Source organism: Pedobacter kyungheensis (genome assembly GCF_000812965.1).
GTDB lineage: Bacteria > Bacteroidota > Bacteroidia > Sphingobacteriales > Sphingobacteriaceae > Pedobacter > Pedobacter kyungheensis.
Genome location: NZ_JSYN01000027.1, coordinates 25,267 through 38,232, shown reverse-complemented (window position 1 = coordinate 38,232; position 12,966 = coordinate 25,267). Strand labels below are relative to the sequence as shown.

Sequence of the window (12,966 nt, the reverse complement as noted above, 5' to 3'; positions counted from 1 at the left end):
GGTTGTGCTTTACCGGGTTGTGGAGCAATATTATTTCTGTCTGCTCACCATTTCATTAATCCATATCGGGGCAAATGGAGAAGTACATCCTTTAGAAACCGGGTAATCGCGGTAAATGCCCAATTTTTCGCCTATGGCTAAAGCGCGTTCGCGATAGGCAGGATGGTTGATGCCAATGTGAGCTAAAGCAGTGTTCATGGTCCACTTGGTTTCTGGTGCCTCGTTGGTCATTTCGTTTTCAATACGGTTCAAAAGGGCAGGGATATCTAATCCTTCTGGTGCCCTGGCAATACGCCCGCTGGTTAAGCTCCAGCCTGCGCGGGCCAGCATTTTATCTCCGGAGTTCATCCATTTTTCGCGAAATTGTTCCTTTTCAGGGTATTCTTTAACTACGTAATTATAAAACCAGTCGGCAGCCCAGGCAAACTGTTCCGATGCCACCATTTTCTCTATTTCAGCTGGAGAAAGCTCCTTGGGTTTGAGGATTAAAATGGCCAGCATGCGTGCATCGATGTTACCGGTTTCCCAAAGTTCGAGCGCCAGCGCATGGTTGGTTTTAATCTTTTTGGCGAGGGTTCTGATATCACCCATTTTTACACCGTAAAGATCCTCGCGGGCGCCGTTTTTGATGTGCTGTTTACGTACTTTCTCGTCGGCAAGAGATTCGAGCTGCTTTAATACTTCGTTGCTGTTCATGTGCTGTAAAAATGGTGAGTTTATAAAGTTAAGATTTTTTAATTATTACAGCATCTCTATAATGGATGTTCGAATAAGAGTCAATGAAACAAATGCGATAGCTATCGGATCAAAGTGACGGCTGGGGGAGGTTTGATAGATTTTTGGTGGGGCCTTCGACAGGCTCAGGATGACAATTTTATTTATGATATCGGATCAGTGTAATGAATGGTATAATCTTAAAATAAAATTTATGAAAAAAAAGCATCTTTCATTACAAAAGATGCTAGTTATATTAATGATGTTAAGTTATTTTTTGCGTTTTAATCTTCCTTCCAAAGATTTTATTTTTTGATCTTGCTCATTAATCTTTTTATTAAGATTAATGATGTAGAGTGTCATTTCTTCTGTTTTTTGCAATAGTTTTAGTTGAAATTCTTTCATTTCTAATCCATTATTGATCATTTCTTTTTCAGATGCAATTTCGGGTAAATGCTGTTTGGTGGTAACAAATTTTTCAAGATCATCAAGTGGCATTAATTTGTAATCTTCGCTGAAAACAAAATCGCATCCTTGACTTACACATACTTTTACTTCCTGCGCTCGTATAGTACCTCCTACATCTAGTTTTACTGTTGGATTGGCAACACTGATGCCTACATTTCCGTCACCGCGTATAATAAAAGGAATGTAGTTGCCAGCCCCAATGTCTCTAACTTTAAAAAACGAACTTCTTAAGGCGTTTTCGCTGGTGCCAAAAGAATACACATCAATGTCTAGTCCATTGATTTGATCCATACTGCCCGGAATATTTAAAAGTAGTTTGGAGCAGTTTAATGCTTTTGCGCTAAAGTCGGTGTCTGTGTTATTCAGGTTTCCTGAATGCCAAATTCTATTCCAGCCTTTCCATGCATAATCCCATCTGCCAAAATAGAGTTCGTTTGTTGAAATTGGGTTAGTAATACTGGTGTAATTATTGGCGTCGAAGCCAAAATTCAATCCTTGATAATATGAAGAACCCAGTGTATTGTTTGTTGGGGTAACTGAAATCCATTGTCCATTAACAGTTGAGAAAGCATTGAGATTAGTTTCTACATTATCTTTCGAAAATTGAGATTTTGCAGAAAATGCATTGAGTAGGATAATGATTAAGATTGATAAGCGTTTTTTAGTTTTCATGTTTTTAATAAATTGGTTTATTTGAATATGTAAAAAATAAGGCACAAAAAAAAAGCATCCTTTGATCAGAAGGATGCTTTAAAATTTTTTGTTGCTAAAAACTATTTTGCCAAAGCAGCTAAAACAGCATTGTTTTTAGCTAATTGATCGTTTTTAGGTTGTGCAGAACGGCTTCCTAACTCGATGTTAGTTGCTCTTTTTAAAAATGCTACCTCTTGGTGAGCTGTATTTTTATTTCTTCTGTCTTTTCTTTTTAATCTGGTAACTGCCATGGTATTAACCTTTTATTATTTTATTTGTACAAATGGAGGTCGAGAGCGGATTCGAACCGCTGTAGAAGGTTTTGCAGACCTCTGCCTAGCCACTCGGCCACTCGACCTTAAATTCAAGGCTGCAAAAATAGTAATTATTAGTTAGCCCGCAAATATTATCTCAATAATTATCCAATTTAATTTCGAACTCGCACTAATTCAGCACAAAAGATTGCAGCACTCACTGCTACATTTAAAGATTCGGCTTCGCCAACCCGCGGTATGGTAACCGGTTTGGTTATTTTTTGGATTACTTCTGCCGATATGCCCTTGCCTTCATTGCCCAAAACAATTAAGCCTTCATTACCCCATTGGGTGTGATAAATCGATTCGCCATCTAACAAAGCCCCAAAAACCGGTACCGCAATATTAGCCAGTAAAGTTGGCAGGTCTTCTTCATAAATATTAATTCTCGCAAGCGAGCCCATAGTGGCCTGCACTGTTTTGGGGTTAAAAACCTCAACACAGTCTTTCGAACAGATGATTTGCTTAAAGCCAAACCAATCGGCCGTGCGGATAATGGTGCCCATATTACCAGGATCCTGTACGCCATCCAAAACCAAAGTAAACTGGTTTTTCAATTCGTTGCTGTTTAAGGTTTTGTTTTTGGGGATATGAACCAGTGCTAAAAAACCTTGTGGCGTTTGCAGCGTACTAATCTTGTCTAATTCAGCGTTGTTTACTTCAAATAAGTTTATATTTGCGGGTAATTTGGGTAACAAATTGTATTGTTCGCTGTTATAAAATATAGTATGAATGTGGTAGCTTGACTGAAAAAACTCCTGAATGGATTTGATGCCTTCAACAATAAATAAACCATGTTCTTTACGGTACTTTTTTTGATGTAACGACTTTATAAAACTAATCTGTGATTTTGAAAGCATACCAATACTTAATGAATTTTAAACTGAAAAGTACTGCAATATTACTATTTATTATTCTTTTAATTCAGGCCTGTTCATCAACTAAATACATTCCCGACTACCAATCGATTGTTAAAAAGGTAAGGATAGACAGCGTTGACGCCAAATTTGAAGAACAGGCATACAATTACGTTCAGAAAGATATCAGGCCAGCCTCTAAGTTGAGTATTAATGTGCCTTTGTACAATTTGTTCAATACGAGGGATGGCCGTTACAAAACCAACGATATTAAACCATTCGGTTCTCCGCCTGCAATTCTGGACAGTACCCTGGTAGAAATTTCGAGGACACAGATCCAAAAGTTTTTAAAAAGTAAAGGTTATCGTCAGGCCGATGTGAATGCAAGCATTAAAGTGGCCAATAAAAAAGCAGAAATTGTATTTACGGCCAAGCCGGGTCCGGCCTACATGGTTCAAAATATAAGCGATTCTATACCTAACGCGAATATCCGAAACCTCTACGAATCGAATAAAGCTAAAATTAGCCATTTGCATAAAGGTATGCAGTACGATGAGGATTCGTTAACTTACGAAAGGGAACAGATTTACCGGATTATGAAAGAGAATGGTTACTTCTATTTCCTGCGGCCTTACGTAACTTTTGATGTTTTTGGAGCCGAACCCAGCTCTAAAACCAATAAAATTGATTTAAACCTAAATGTGGCCGATCCCGAAAATGGTAGTCACAAACAGTTTAACATTGGTTATACCCACATGATTATTGCCCCCAATCCGGAAGGATTCCCGGATTCAGTAAGGTATAAATTGAGTAAGGATACCTTGAACGGCATTATTTTTACCGATTTTTCTAAACGTTATAGAAGAAACCCGATTGTACGCTACGATTTTCTGAAACAAGGCGAACTATACGATATCCGGAACGAAAACCTGACATACGACCGCTTGTACGAACTGAATGTGTTTAAAAATGTTAAGATCGATTATTTCAGGAGAGACAGTACTTCCAATAAAATCAATACCGTAATTCAGCTCATTCCACAAAAGGTAATGAGCAACAGGGTAGAAGGAGAGGTGCCTTTTAATGGTGGAACGGTTGGTTTTACCATTGGTAATACTTATACCAATAACAATATTTTCAGGGGTGCCGAGCGTTTCGAGCTCCAGGTTAAAGGCGGTTTACAATCACGTATTGGCAATGGGGCAAAGGTATTCAGCGATATTTACCAGCGCGATTTCTCGATCAGTGCCAGTATTTCGGTACCCAGGTTAATGATCCCGTTCTATAACCCTGTTTTGGGTGGTAATGGCATGCCGCATACTACTTTTGCTTCCAGTTACATTTATGCATTGCAAAAAGATGTTTCCGTAAGGCGGATTTTCATCAATTCGATTACTTACGATTGGTTTGAAACCAAATCTAAACTGCACTCATTTACACCTTTAAACTTTGAGTACCGTTTTGGTAACCTGGATCCAAATGTAGACTCTGCTACGATAGTAAATAACATTTATTATTCTACATTGCTAAACCGCAAGGATTTGACCTTAGGTATGAAATATACTTATACGCTAAATGCCGATAAACTAAATCAATATCGCACTTTTGTGTATTTAAGAGCAGGAATGGACATTGCGGGTAACTTATTGCAGGGAATTTCTAAATTAACCGGAGCTAAAAATGACCCCGCCAACGATGATCCTGCTAAGATATTTGGCTTACCATTTAACCAGTATATGCGGCCGGAGGTAGATATCAGGTGGTATAAACACTTAGGTGGCGACAGACAATTTATAGCCCGTTTAAATACTGGTGTGGCCTATGCCTATGGTAACTCTGTTTTAAACGGTATTCCTTTTGAAAAGCAGTTTTTTGCCGGAGGGTCGAACGGGATAAGGGCTTGGCAAGCCAGAACACTGGGGCCTGGAAACTACAACAGAGAGGTAATTAGCTCTGAAGCTTTCCGGAAGGCATTTTTTGGACTGGACCAGTTGGGTACCATGCGGCTTGAAACAAACTTTGAATACCGCTTTACTGTTGCCCGAAACTTTTTCGGTGCTACTTTAAAAGGAGCTGCATTTGTGGATGCCGGCAATATCTGGAATATTCGTAAAAGTGAATCAATCAGCGCCCAAGTTCCAGCATTGGATGAATTGACCATTTTTAAACTAAATAAATTCATTAAACAAATTGCGATTGGTACAGGGGTGGGTTTGCGCTACGATGTGCAGTATTTTGTGTTCAGGTTTGATGTCGGTTTAAAACTTAAAGACCCACAGTTTATCGGATCTGAACAGTGGGTAATCGGCAAATTTTTATCTGGTGCCAGAGATTTTAAAAATGCCTATAATTTAACCCATGCCCCCGATACTTACCGCTTTTTACAGTATAATTTCGGGATTGGTATGCCGTTCTAATTAATCGAACAGACTTGGGATTTTAGGTTTATCAGCAACATTTTTAAATGCAAATTCCTTATAGGGTTGCCACTTCTTGTCGATATGTTTATAAACGGAGAAAGCAGCAACCTGAAATTCGCGTTTAAACTTGCGGTCTTTAAAATCGCTTAAAATATCTTTAAAAACAGGTGGCTTCAGGTCTCTGAAAGCGAGTGTGAGGTGCGGGTTAAACTTGCTGCTGTCTTTTTTATCCAGCAGTTTTAAAGGCAATAATTCCTTTCTGATTTGTTTTTCCAGATTCATAATGCCTTCATTCCGTTCTACGTCTATATAAAAAGTATGCTCAGGAAAAGCATTGAAGTTTTTTAATACCTGATTAAAGGGCTTGAGAAAAGAAGCGGCATCGAGCGCATTGAAAAACTTCTTTTCTGCTTCTTGCGAAGATAGTTTTACCGGAGGATACAAAGTAATGTGTGCCGGCCGCTTTAACGATTCGTGTACGTTAAATTTGCCCGAAATGTAATTTCTGATCTCATCTACATCTTCAACGATAGATACGGACGGAACTAAACACACTAAAAAAAGATTTTCCATAGCGGTAAATTTACTAAAAATATTAGTAAAATGAAATAGGGAATTAATGTCGTTAAAAACGACAGGATATGAACACGCCCGTTGGAAACGGGCGTGAGCATTAATATTTGAGGGATTGTAAATAACTGTCAGCTGGTAACCGGTGACAGCACTAATTTATCAAATGAGGTTCTTTAAGCCATCAAAAATACTTTCGAAAAAGGTAGAAAGGTTAAGGCCATTGCTGTGGTTGAAATAAACAAATATTAAAAAAGCGATAACCACAAAAATGATGAGCTTACGGAAGGCAAAGGCGATAATAATCAATACAATGGGGATAATGAAGAGCCATAAACTGCTGATGGCATAAGGACTTAAATCGCTATCCTTTTTAAACACATAAACGAGCTTGCTGTGGGTGCCCGAATCGTTTTGGTGCTTAATGTAAACAAATGTCGATTTATCGATAGGCAAAGGCAGTACAGCTATACCATCGTTAAACTTTAAAACCTGTGTAAAGCCACTTACGCTAAAGGTATAGGTGCCGTTAATGTTTTCGTTGGGGTTATTGAGCGAATCGGCAGCTATAATAGCCAGCTTATTGTTTTTAAGCAGGTTTTCTTTAACCAGAAAATTATTGATGGCAGCATTTTGCGCCAGGCCTGAAAAACCAATTAAACAGAGGGAAAGCAAGAATAAGATTCGTTTCATTCGATAGAACGTTTATTGTAAATTAAATAACCGATATGCAATAATACACCATTTCTTTTAACTGCATCATTATATAAATTATAACTTAAACTTACCGGCCCCAGCGGAGAATGGTAAACCAGGCCGGCAGTAGCGGCATACCTGATTTTTGTAATGGCTTTAGCATAATCTACATTTTGCAGGCCGTTTAGTTCAAATTCTTTATGCGGTAAAAATAAATAACCTTCCAGTCTAAAATCAAGATTTTTTTTCACATTGTAAATGTTTTTAATACCGCCTGCAGCGTAAGTGGTAGCCCTGAATTTATCGAGGAATAAAGACCGGCTATCCTGTAGCGGATAAAATGCCGGAGCTACCAGCAGTGTTGAATAATAATTACTAAAAAGCGGCTGATTGGAAATTACGCCTTCAACAATATAGCCAAATGTGTAGCGGTTAAGGTGAAGGAAATAGTTTTCCTGCGTAAGTTTAATGCTTCCCCAATGGTGTAGCTGGCTGCTTCCGGGTACTTTAACAAAACCGGGCGTGTTGCGGAAAATATTGCCAGGGGTATAGTTTTCGCGCCCTGTAGTATAATTAAAACTGAGGGAGAAACTTTGCCCGCTGGTGGCATACTGTTTCCGGTTAAGCGAGTTTTTCTCGAAGTTTAACGAAGCCCTGAAACCGTTAAAGGTGGTTTGATCTAACAGATCGCCTACAGCAAAAGTATTGTTGGGGCTATACCGGTCGTTATTGTTGATAAAGGTAGAATGCAGTACAATTTTGGTGTTGTAGTTGAGTGGCATACCCATCATTAAATCAATCTTCCTGTCTGATTGTTCGATGTAAATTGGGCGAGGGTTTTCGATAAAAATCTGGCTGGTATTATAATAATTCCAGTGATTATAAGTAAGTTCTCCTGCTAAAAATAAAGGGAGTTTTGTTGGGTAATCGATACGGCCATTTAACTGTACCGATTCGTAAAAACGGCCCGAATAGAAACTGGTACCAAAAGTGTACGATTTGCGGTTAAGGTAATTGTATTCGGCACCCAAAAAAACATTGCTGATGGGCCGGGTCGAAATATTGCCGCCCAATTCGAGTTTGAAACTCTTTTTAGGCTGTGCCACGACTTCGAAAGTATAACTATCTGTTGCCGGCTGATAGGAGATTTTGGGATATACGGTTTCGAAAGTCTGGTCGGCTACCAGTTTGTAATAGCCGCGCTTAATGTCTTTTAAATCGAAGGTGGCTTTATCACTTTTAAAAAGCCGTTCTACATATTTTTTTTGCTGACTGTTTACCCCTGAAACAATGATATTGCTGAATTTGAGGTCGGGTTTACGGACATTGAATTTTTCCCTGCGCCGAGCCAGTTCTTCATCATTTACCCTGCGGCTAATTAAAGCTTTAATGCGCGGCATATCGGCCATGGTGGCATCGTAACCCTTTTTTATCAGTTCGGCTACCGGAGCAAAATTGGTTACGCTGTAGCCGGCTAAATTGGGCTGGATGTAAACCCCGTTTTTGCCAATCATGGTAGAATCTGATTTGGACAGGAACATATACACCAAAAAACGGTTCATTAAACGGTCGTCGATATTTTTAGGGTATTCGTTATAGGTTTTAGACGAAACGTTGGCACCGATTACAAAGTCGGGTTTAAAATCCTTTTCCATCACATCGGCAGGGAAATTATTGTAAAGCCCTCCGTCAAAAACATATTTTCCGTCCAATTTAATCGGGCGGTAAACAATTGGAACGGTCATGGTTGCCCTAACGGCTTCGGCCAGGCTTCCTTTGCTTACGGTGATGCTTTTTTGCGATAAAACATCAGCTGCCATACAGCGAAATGGTACAAAAAGATTGTCGAAATTATCTTTTGAAACCGCAGAAGCCTGCGAAAACAGTTCGAGAAAGGCAAAGTTTAAGGGAATATCGTTAATCAGGTTTGAGCGGAAACTAAAATGGAAACCGGTATCGATAGCCACTTTTGCCGTAAGCATGGAGGCATTTGGCGCTCTTTTTTGAAAATAAAAGGTATAATCGCTGGTGTAACGGCCATTTACCCAGTTTTGAAAATCATCGCTAAGGGCAATCTCTTCTATTTGCGCCGGACTATAGCCCGAAGCATACATGGCCCCAACAATACCACCCATTGAAGTACCGGTAATGTAATCAATCGGGATATGGTTTTCTTCCAGTGCTTTTAACGTCCCGATATGAGCCAGGCCTTTTGCGCCTCCTCCGCTAAACACAAGACCTACCTTTTGCGCGCGCAACTGGTTACAGCACAGAACGAAAAGTATCAGCAAAAATCTTTTAAAAGTTACCACACCTAAAAATAGGGTTTTCTTTTAAATTAATTCAATATGAGGATATTGTAGGTTAAAAATGATGCAAAACTTACCCAAAGGATATAGGGAATGAATAATAGCCCCGCCCGCTTGTCTATTCTGTAAAATGTAACAGCGTTTATCACTATAACAATAAGCAGCAGAATAATTTCGGCCATGGCAAAACCTATTTCGTGCAGGTAAAAGAAAATGAACGACCAGGCCAGGTTAAGCATGAGCTGGATTAAATATATGGCTACTGTCCGCGGGAAATGCGTAATCTGATCGCGTTTTATCCACACCAGATAGGCCGCAATACCAATAAGAATGTATAATGTTGTCCAAACAGGAGCAAAAAGCCAGTTTGGTGGGTTAAAAGCAGGTTTGTTTAAAGTCGGGTACCAGGTTTTAACGGATTGGGCAGTAGCCCAGCCGCCCAATGCACCTATACCAAGTGTGATGGCTATATTGACAATGAAAGCAAGAGGTTTAAATTTCATGGGATGGTTTTCAGTTTAAACAATAATAAATCCCAAATGTTTCCCGGCGTATTGGCGGCTACGCATTTTTGAACAAAAAAAAGCCCCTCAATAAATCGAGGGGCAGTTCTTATAATTGTTTTAGACGACTTATTTTGCTAATGTATTTGCAGTATTTTTGTTCCAGCTGCCAAAAGCATTTTTTGCAGAGGCTTTTGCTGTACTTAACTGCACATCTCCGGCAATGGTTAAATAGGTTTTTTCAGGAGAAATCTGGTTGTAAAAGCTTTGTACATCGGCTAATGTTAAAGCATTGATAGATTTTTCGTTCACGGTTTGGTCGTAATCGTAATCCTGTAATTTTAAACTGGTAATCAGTTTGGCCTTAGCTATATCGAAAGTTTTTTGATCTAAAGTTGCATTTTGGATCAATGCAGCCATTTTTGTCAGATCTTGCTCCAGATTAGCATTGGTTGTAGCCAGTTTACCGCTGTTATCTTTAAAGCTGATATTGGCATTTTTGGCAACACTTTCGTTCAATACCGCATTTAATAACTCAACTACACCATCTTTTTTACCTTCAAAAGCTTTTGCATCCAGTGTAAAACTAGAGTAAGCCTTAGGCGATCTGTCGTTTTCAGAAATAATGATGTTCATTCCGTTTTTAAGTTTAAAATCAACAGGCTCTTTAAAAGTCTGTGCTTTAACTGTATAAACCGATAGGAGAGATAGCGTTGAAAGTGTAATTGTTTTAATGGTGTTCATTTTATTTTTTTATTTTTTATGATTTACAAATTGTTTTTAATTGTTTAACAAATGTACGTTTGAATGATTTATTCGGCTATATCCAGGCGGTAGAAAGGCAAAAATCCTAGACGAACGGGCGTATATACGTGATGAAACGGATGACAGATTTCTGCAAAGATAATTTTTATTCATTTTGTTCATTATTTATTCATGCAAAATATTCCTCAAGGTTATGCTTAGTTTTATTTATGACGCTAAGCTGATAATATGAATTGTTTAATCGTTGATGATCACGCCATTGCGCGGCGTACGGTCAGCCATCTCTTGCAAATAGAACCATCGTTAAAGCTGGTTGCTGAATGTGAAAATGCAAGCGAAGCTTATCGCAATCTTGCTGTTCACAAAATAGATTTATTGTTACTGGATATCGAAATGCCCGGCATATCGGGGATTGAATTGGTAAAAGGCCTGGGCGAAGCAAGACCACTCATTATATTTATCAGTGCCAAAAAAGACCATGCAGCGGAAGCTTTTGATTTAAATGTGGTTGATTTTATTACCAAACCCATTACACCCGATCGTTTTTTAAAAGCAATTACCAAAGCAAAGGAAGTTTACAATAGCAGCAACCTGTTTTTGGGCAATAAACAAGATGATTTTGTTTTTATTCGTGATGCGGGCGTAATCAGGCGGATCAGGCTCGACGAGATAAACTACCTGGAAGCCCAGGGCGATTATGTAAAGATTTATCAGAACGAGAAAACCTACGCTGTTCATTCTTCATTAAAATCAATTGAAGAAAAGCTGCCCGCTAAAATCTTTATTCGTGTACACCGTTCATTCATCGTTAATATTGGCCGGGTAGATACTGTTGAGGGGAATACCCTGATTATGCATAAAAATTTTGTGCCGGTATCTGATGCCTATAAAGCAGCTCTGAACAAGCGAATGCAAATCCTGTAACCGACATGAGCAGTGCAACAACGAAAGCGTCAAATCCGGGTGCCGATGTTTTGGTACTACAGCTGCAAAATGCCGAACAGCAACAACTGTTGGCTTGCCTGAAAGAAAATGATGTAAGCTTTGAAGTTGTGCAAAGTGAAACTGAAGCTTTCCAAATTCTGGAACAAACAGCTTTTAAACTGATTATTGTAGATCTGGCCATACTCGAAAACAGTGAATTTAGCCTTGTAAATAAAATACATGCGCAAGTGAGCTTAAATATTCCGGTTGTAGCTATCATTCCACATGATTCTGAAGCATTACAAAGCCATTGTTTTGAAGCAGGTGTAACCGGATGTTTTACGAAACCCATTTCGAAGATTGAAGTAATGGGAATCCTCACGCAGTTTTTGCAGGCCGAGACATTCCAGCGTCAAACCGCCGAAAACGAATCGGGGTATGAAACCATTGATTTAACTTACCTGAAAGAGGTGAGTATGGGGGATGTGGATTATGAACGGGAAATGACCACAAAGTTTATTGAAATTATTTCAACCGATCTGGAAGCATTAGATTTCTACCTGGCTGCCAACCGCTACAACGAACTTAAAGGTGTTGCCCATAAAATGCTTTCGACTATTTATGTAATGGGACTGGGCTCGAAAATGAGCACCCATCTGCATGCCATTGAGTTTGATCATTTAAGTAAAGCACAACTGGTACAACAGGTGCAACTGGTTGCTACCATCTGCAAAAAGGCAAAAGAAGAAGCACAGGCATTTTTAACCAGTTAAAGTTTGCCCATGCTTTATTTCTGTCGTTTAAGAAGCGTACTGATGATCAGGGTTCGAACTTAGTCGTTTGTTTCCAATAAAATCTTTTATCTCCCTGATGGTTTCTTCTGGCTCGCTGATATGCGGAAAATGCCCGGTTGCTTTCATTACCACCAGAAAATTATCGGGTGTGTTTTTATGGATGTACTCGCCTGTCGTTAATGGTGCCATCATATCACGTGCACTTTGTAAGGTAAGGCTTGGTATTTTTAATTTTCTTAAATTATCTCTGCAATCGGTTTTAAAAGTAGCCATTGCAAAGGCCAGGGCTACACTGGGTTCGGTAGATTCGAAACATTCCTGTAAAAAATCGGCTAGTTCTGGTTGCGAAGGCTTATCCATGATTACTGCTGCGATTGCTTTGCTCCAACCCAGATAATCGGAGGCAATGTGTTCAAAAATGGTTTCGATATCTTCGGCATTAAATCCACCAATATAATCTCCGTCGTTTAAGTACCGGGGCGATGGGCCAATGAATATGAGTTTTTTAAAGGCTTCAGGTTGTTGCAGTGCAGCAATCATGCCGATCATGCTGCTTACAGAATGGCCAATAAAAATGACATCCTTTAGTCCGAGGGCTTCAATAATATCGATTACATCGCAGGCATATCCTTCTAAAGTAGCGTATTTCCGTTTGTCGTACTGGCTCAAATCCGATTCACCTGAGCCAACATAGTCGAAAAGTACTACTTTATAATCTTCGAGGAATGCATTGACAATAAATTTCCATGAGTTTTGGTCGCAACCAAATCCGTGCGCAAACATAATCACCTGGCTACCTTCGCCAATGATTTTTACATTATTTCTAATCAGTATGGAATGCAATTGAGTATGATTTAATAAATTCTAAGATTAAGGTAGGCAATGTTGTGCTTATTTTATAAAAAAAGAAATAATGAACAATATGTAACGATAATGCAT

The 12,966-nt window shown here is 39.1% G+C and carries 13 protein-coding genes and 1 tRNA gene; 3 read left to right on the top strand and 11 right to left on the bottom strand.

Annotated elements, in window-relative coordinates; translation table 11 throughout:
• Positions 1–30 precede the first annotated feature (30 nt).
• The 5 genes from OC25_RS19915 to OC25_RS19895 all read right to left on the bottom strand — a co-directional run bounded on the left by OC25_RS19915 (position 31) and on the right by OC25_RS19895 (position 3,049).
• The gene (locus tag OC25_RS19915; RefSeq protein WP_039479777.1) at positions 31–696 is read right to left on the bottom strand and encodes a DNA alkylation repair protein; all 666 of its coding nucleotides are present in this window, start codon (positions 694–696) and stop codon (positions 31–33) included.
• A 288-nt stretch (positions 697–984) separates the two neighbouring features.
• Positions 985–1,854, bottom strand: a complete 870-nt coding sequence (locus OC25_RS27050) for a TMF family protein (RefSeq protein WP_052266336.1) — start codon at positions 1,852–1,854, stop codon at positions 985–987.
• Positions 1,855–1,955: 101 nt separating this feature from the next.
• The gene (locus OC25_RS19905; protein ID WP_029275070.1) at positions 1,956–2,126 is read right to left on the bottom strand and encodes a hypothetical protein; all 171 of its coding nucleotides are present in this window, start codon (positions 2,124–2,126) and stop codon (positions 1,956–1,958) included.
• A 33-nt stretch (positions 2,127–2,159) separates the two neighbouring features.
• A tRNA-Cys gene (locus OC25_RS19900) sits at positions 2,160–2,233 on the bottom strand.
• A gap of 69 nt (positions 2,234–2,302) precedes the next feature.
• A complete protein-coding gene (locus OC25_RS19895; protein WP_039479773.1) occupies positions 2,303–3,049 on the bottom strand; it encodes a TrmH family RNA methyltransferase in 747 nt (248 codons plus the stop codon).
• Positions 3,050–3,060: 11 nt separating this feature from the next.
• On the opposite strand from OC25_RS19895, the gene tamL reads away from it, so the two are divergent.
• A complete protein-coding gene (gene tamL / locus OC25_RS19890; RefSeq protein ID WP_245222100.1) occupies positions 3,061–5,463 on the top strand; it encodes a translocation and assembly module lipoprotein TamL in 2,403 nt (800 codons plus the stop codon).
• On the opposite strand, the gene OC25_RS19885 is transcribed toward tamL, so the two are convergent.
• From OC25_RS19885 to OC25_RS19865, 5 genes are all read right to left on the bottom strand, one after another.
• Positions 5,464–6,039 carry a 2'-5' RNA ligase family protein gene (locus tag OC25_RS19885; protein ID WP_039479771.1) on the bottom strand — a complete coding sequence of 192 codons (576 nt, stop codon included), beginning with the start codon at positions 6,037–6,039 and terminating at the stop codon, positions 5,464–5,466.
• 159 nt (positions 6,040–6,198) lie between these two features.
• Positions 6,199–6,729, bottom strand: a complete 531-nt coding sequence (locus OC25_RS19880; RefSeq protein ID WP_039479769.1) for a hypothetical protein — start codon at positions 6,727–6,729, stop codon at positions 6,199–6,201.
• Positions 6,726–8,990 (bottom strand): patatin-like phospholipase family protein, encoded by a 2,265-nt coding sequence (locus OC25_RS19875; RefSeq protein ID WP_245222098.1) that lies wholly within the window; start codon positions 8,988–8,990, stop codon positions 6,726–6,728. The genes OC25_RS19880 and OC25_RS19875 overlap by 4 nt, the downstream gene beginning before the upstream one ends.
• A gap of 80 nt (positions 8,991–9,070) precedes the next feature.
• The gene (locus OC25_RS19870) at positions 9,071–9,544 is read right to left on the bottom strand and encodes a TspO/MBR family protein (protein ID WP_039479768.1); all 474 of its coding nucleotides are present in this window, start codon (positions 9,542–9,544) and stop codon (positions 9,071–9,073) included.
• A 129-nt stretch (positions 9,545–9,673) separates the two neighbouring features.
• Complete coding sequence (locus OC25_RS19865) at positions 9,674–10,288, bottom strand: peptidase M16 family protein (protein ID WP_039479767.1); 615 nt, start codon at positions 10,286–10,288, stop codon at positions 9,674–9,676.
• 249 nt (positions 10,289–10,537) lie between these two features.
• Here OC25_RS19865 and OC25_RS19860 point away from each other — a divergent pair, with 249 nt between their 5' ends.
• Positions 10,538–11,233, top strand: a complete 696-nt coding sequence (locus OC25_RS19860; protein WP_039479765.1) for a LytR/AlgR family response regulator transcription factor — start codon at positions 10,538–10,540, stop codon at positions 11,231–11,233.
• 5 nt (positions 11,234–11,238) lie between these two features.
• Entirely contained in the window at positions 11,239–12,006 is a 768-nt protein-coding gene (locus OC25_RS19855) for a response regulator (RefSeq protein WP_039479763.1), read from the top strand.
• Between the two features lie 27 nt (positions 12,007–12,033).
• On the opposite strand, the gene OC25_RS19850 is transcribed toward OC25_RS19855, so the two are convergent.
• Entirely contained in the window at positions 12,034–12,870 is an 837-nt protein-coding gene (locus tag OC25_RS19850) for an alpha/beta fold hydrolase (RefSeq protein WP_039479760.1), read from the bottom strand.
• Positions 12,871–12,966: the final 96 nt, after the last annotated feature.

Excerpts from the sequence above, each read along its gene's own strand:
- OC25_RS19915 (WP_039479777.1), bottom strand. The coding sequence starts at position 696 with ATGAACAGCAACGAAGTATTAAAGCAGCTCGAATCTCTTGCCGACGAG.
- OC25_RS27050 (WP_052266336.1), bottom strand. The coding sequence starts at position 1,854 with ATGAAAACTAAAAAACGCTTATCAATCTTAATCATTATCCTACTCAAT.
- OC25_RS19905 (WP_029275070.1), bottom strand. The coding sequence starts at position 2,126 with ATGGCAGTTACCAGATTAAAAAGAAAAGACAGAAGAAATAAAAATACA.
- OC25_RS19895 (WP_039479773.1), bottom strand. The coding sequence starts at position 3,049 with ATGCTTTCAAAATCACAGATTAGTTTTATAAAGTCGTTACATCAAAAA.
- tamL (WP_245222100.1), top strand. The coding sequence starts at position 3,061 with ATGAATTTTAAACTGAAAAGTACTGCAATATTACTATTTATTATTCTT.
- OC25_RS19885 (WP_039479771.1), bottom strand. The coding sequence starts at position 6,039 with ATGGAAAATCTTTTTTTAGTGTGTTTAGTTCCGTCCGTATCTATCGTT.
- OC25_RS19880 (WP_039479769.1), bottom strand. The coding sequence starts at position 6,729 with ATGAAACGAATCTTATTCTTGCTTTCCCTCTGTTTAATTGGTTTTTCA.
- OC25_RS19870 (WP_039479768.1), bottom strand. The coding sequence starts at position 9,544 with ATGAAATTTAAACCTCTTGCTTTCATTGTCAATATAGCCATCACACTT.
- OC25_RS19865 (WP_039479767.1), bottom strand. The coding sequence starts at position 10,288 with ATGAACACCATTAAAACAATTACACTTTCAACGCTATCTCTCCTATCG.
- OC25_RS19860 (WP_039479765.1), top strand. The coding sequence starts at position 10,538 with ATGAATTGTTTAATCGTTGATGATCACGCCATTGCGCGGCGTACGGTC.
- OC25_RS19855 (WP_039479763.1), top strand. The coding sequence starts at position 11,239 with ATGAGCAGTGCAACAACGAAAGCGTCAAATCCGGGTGCCGATGTTTTG.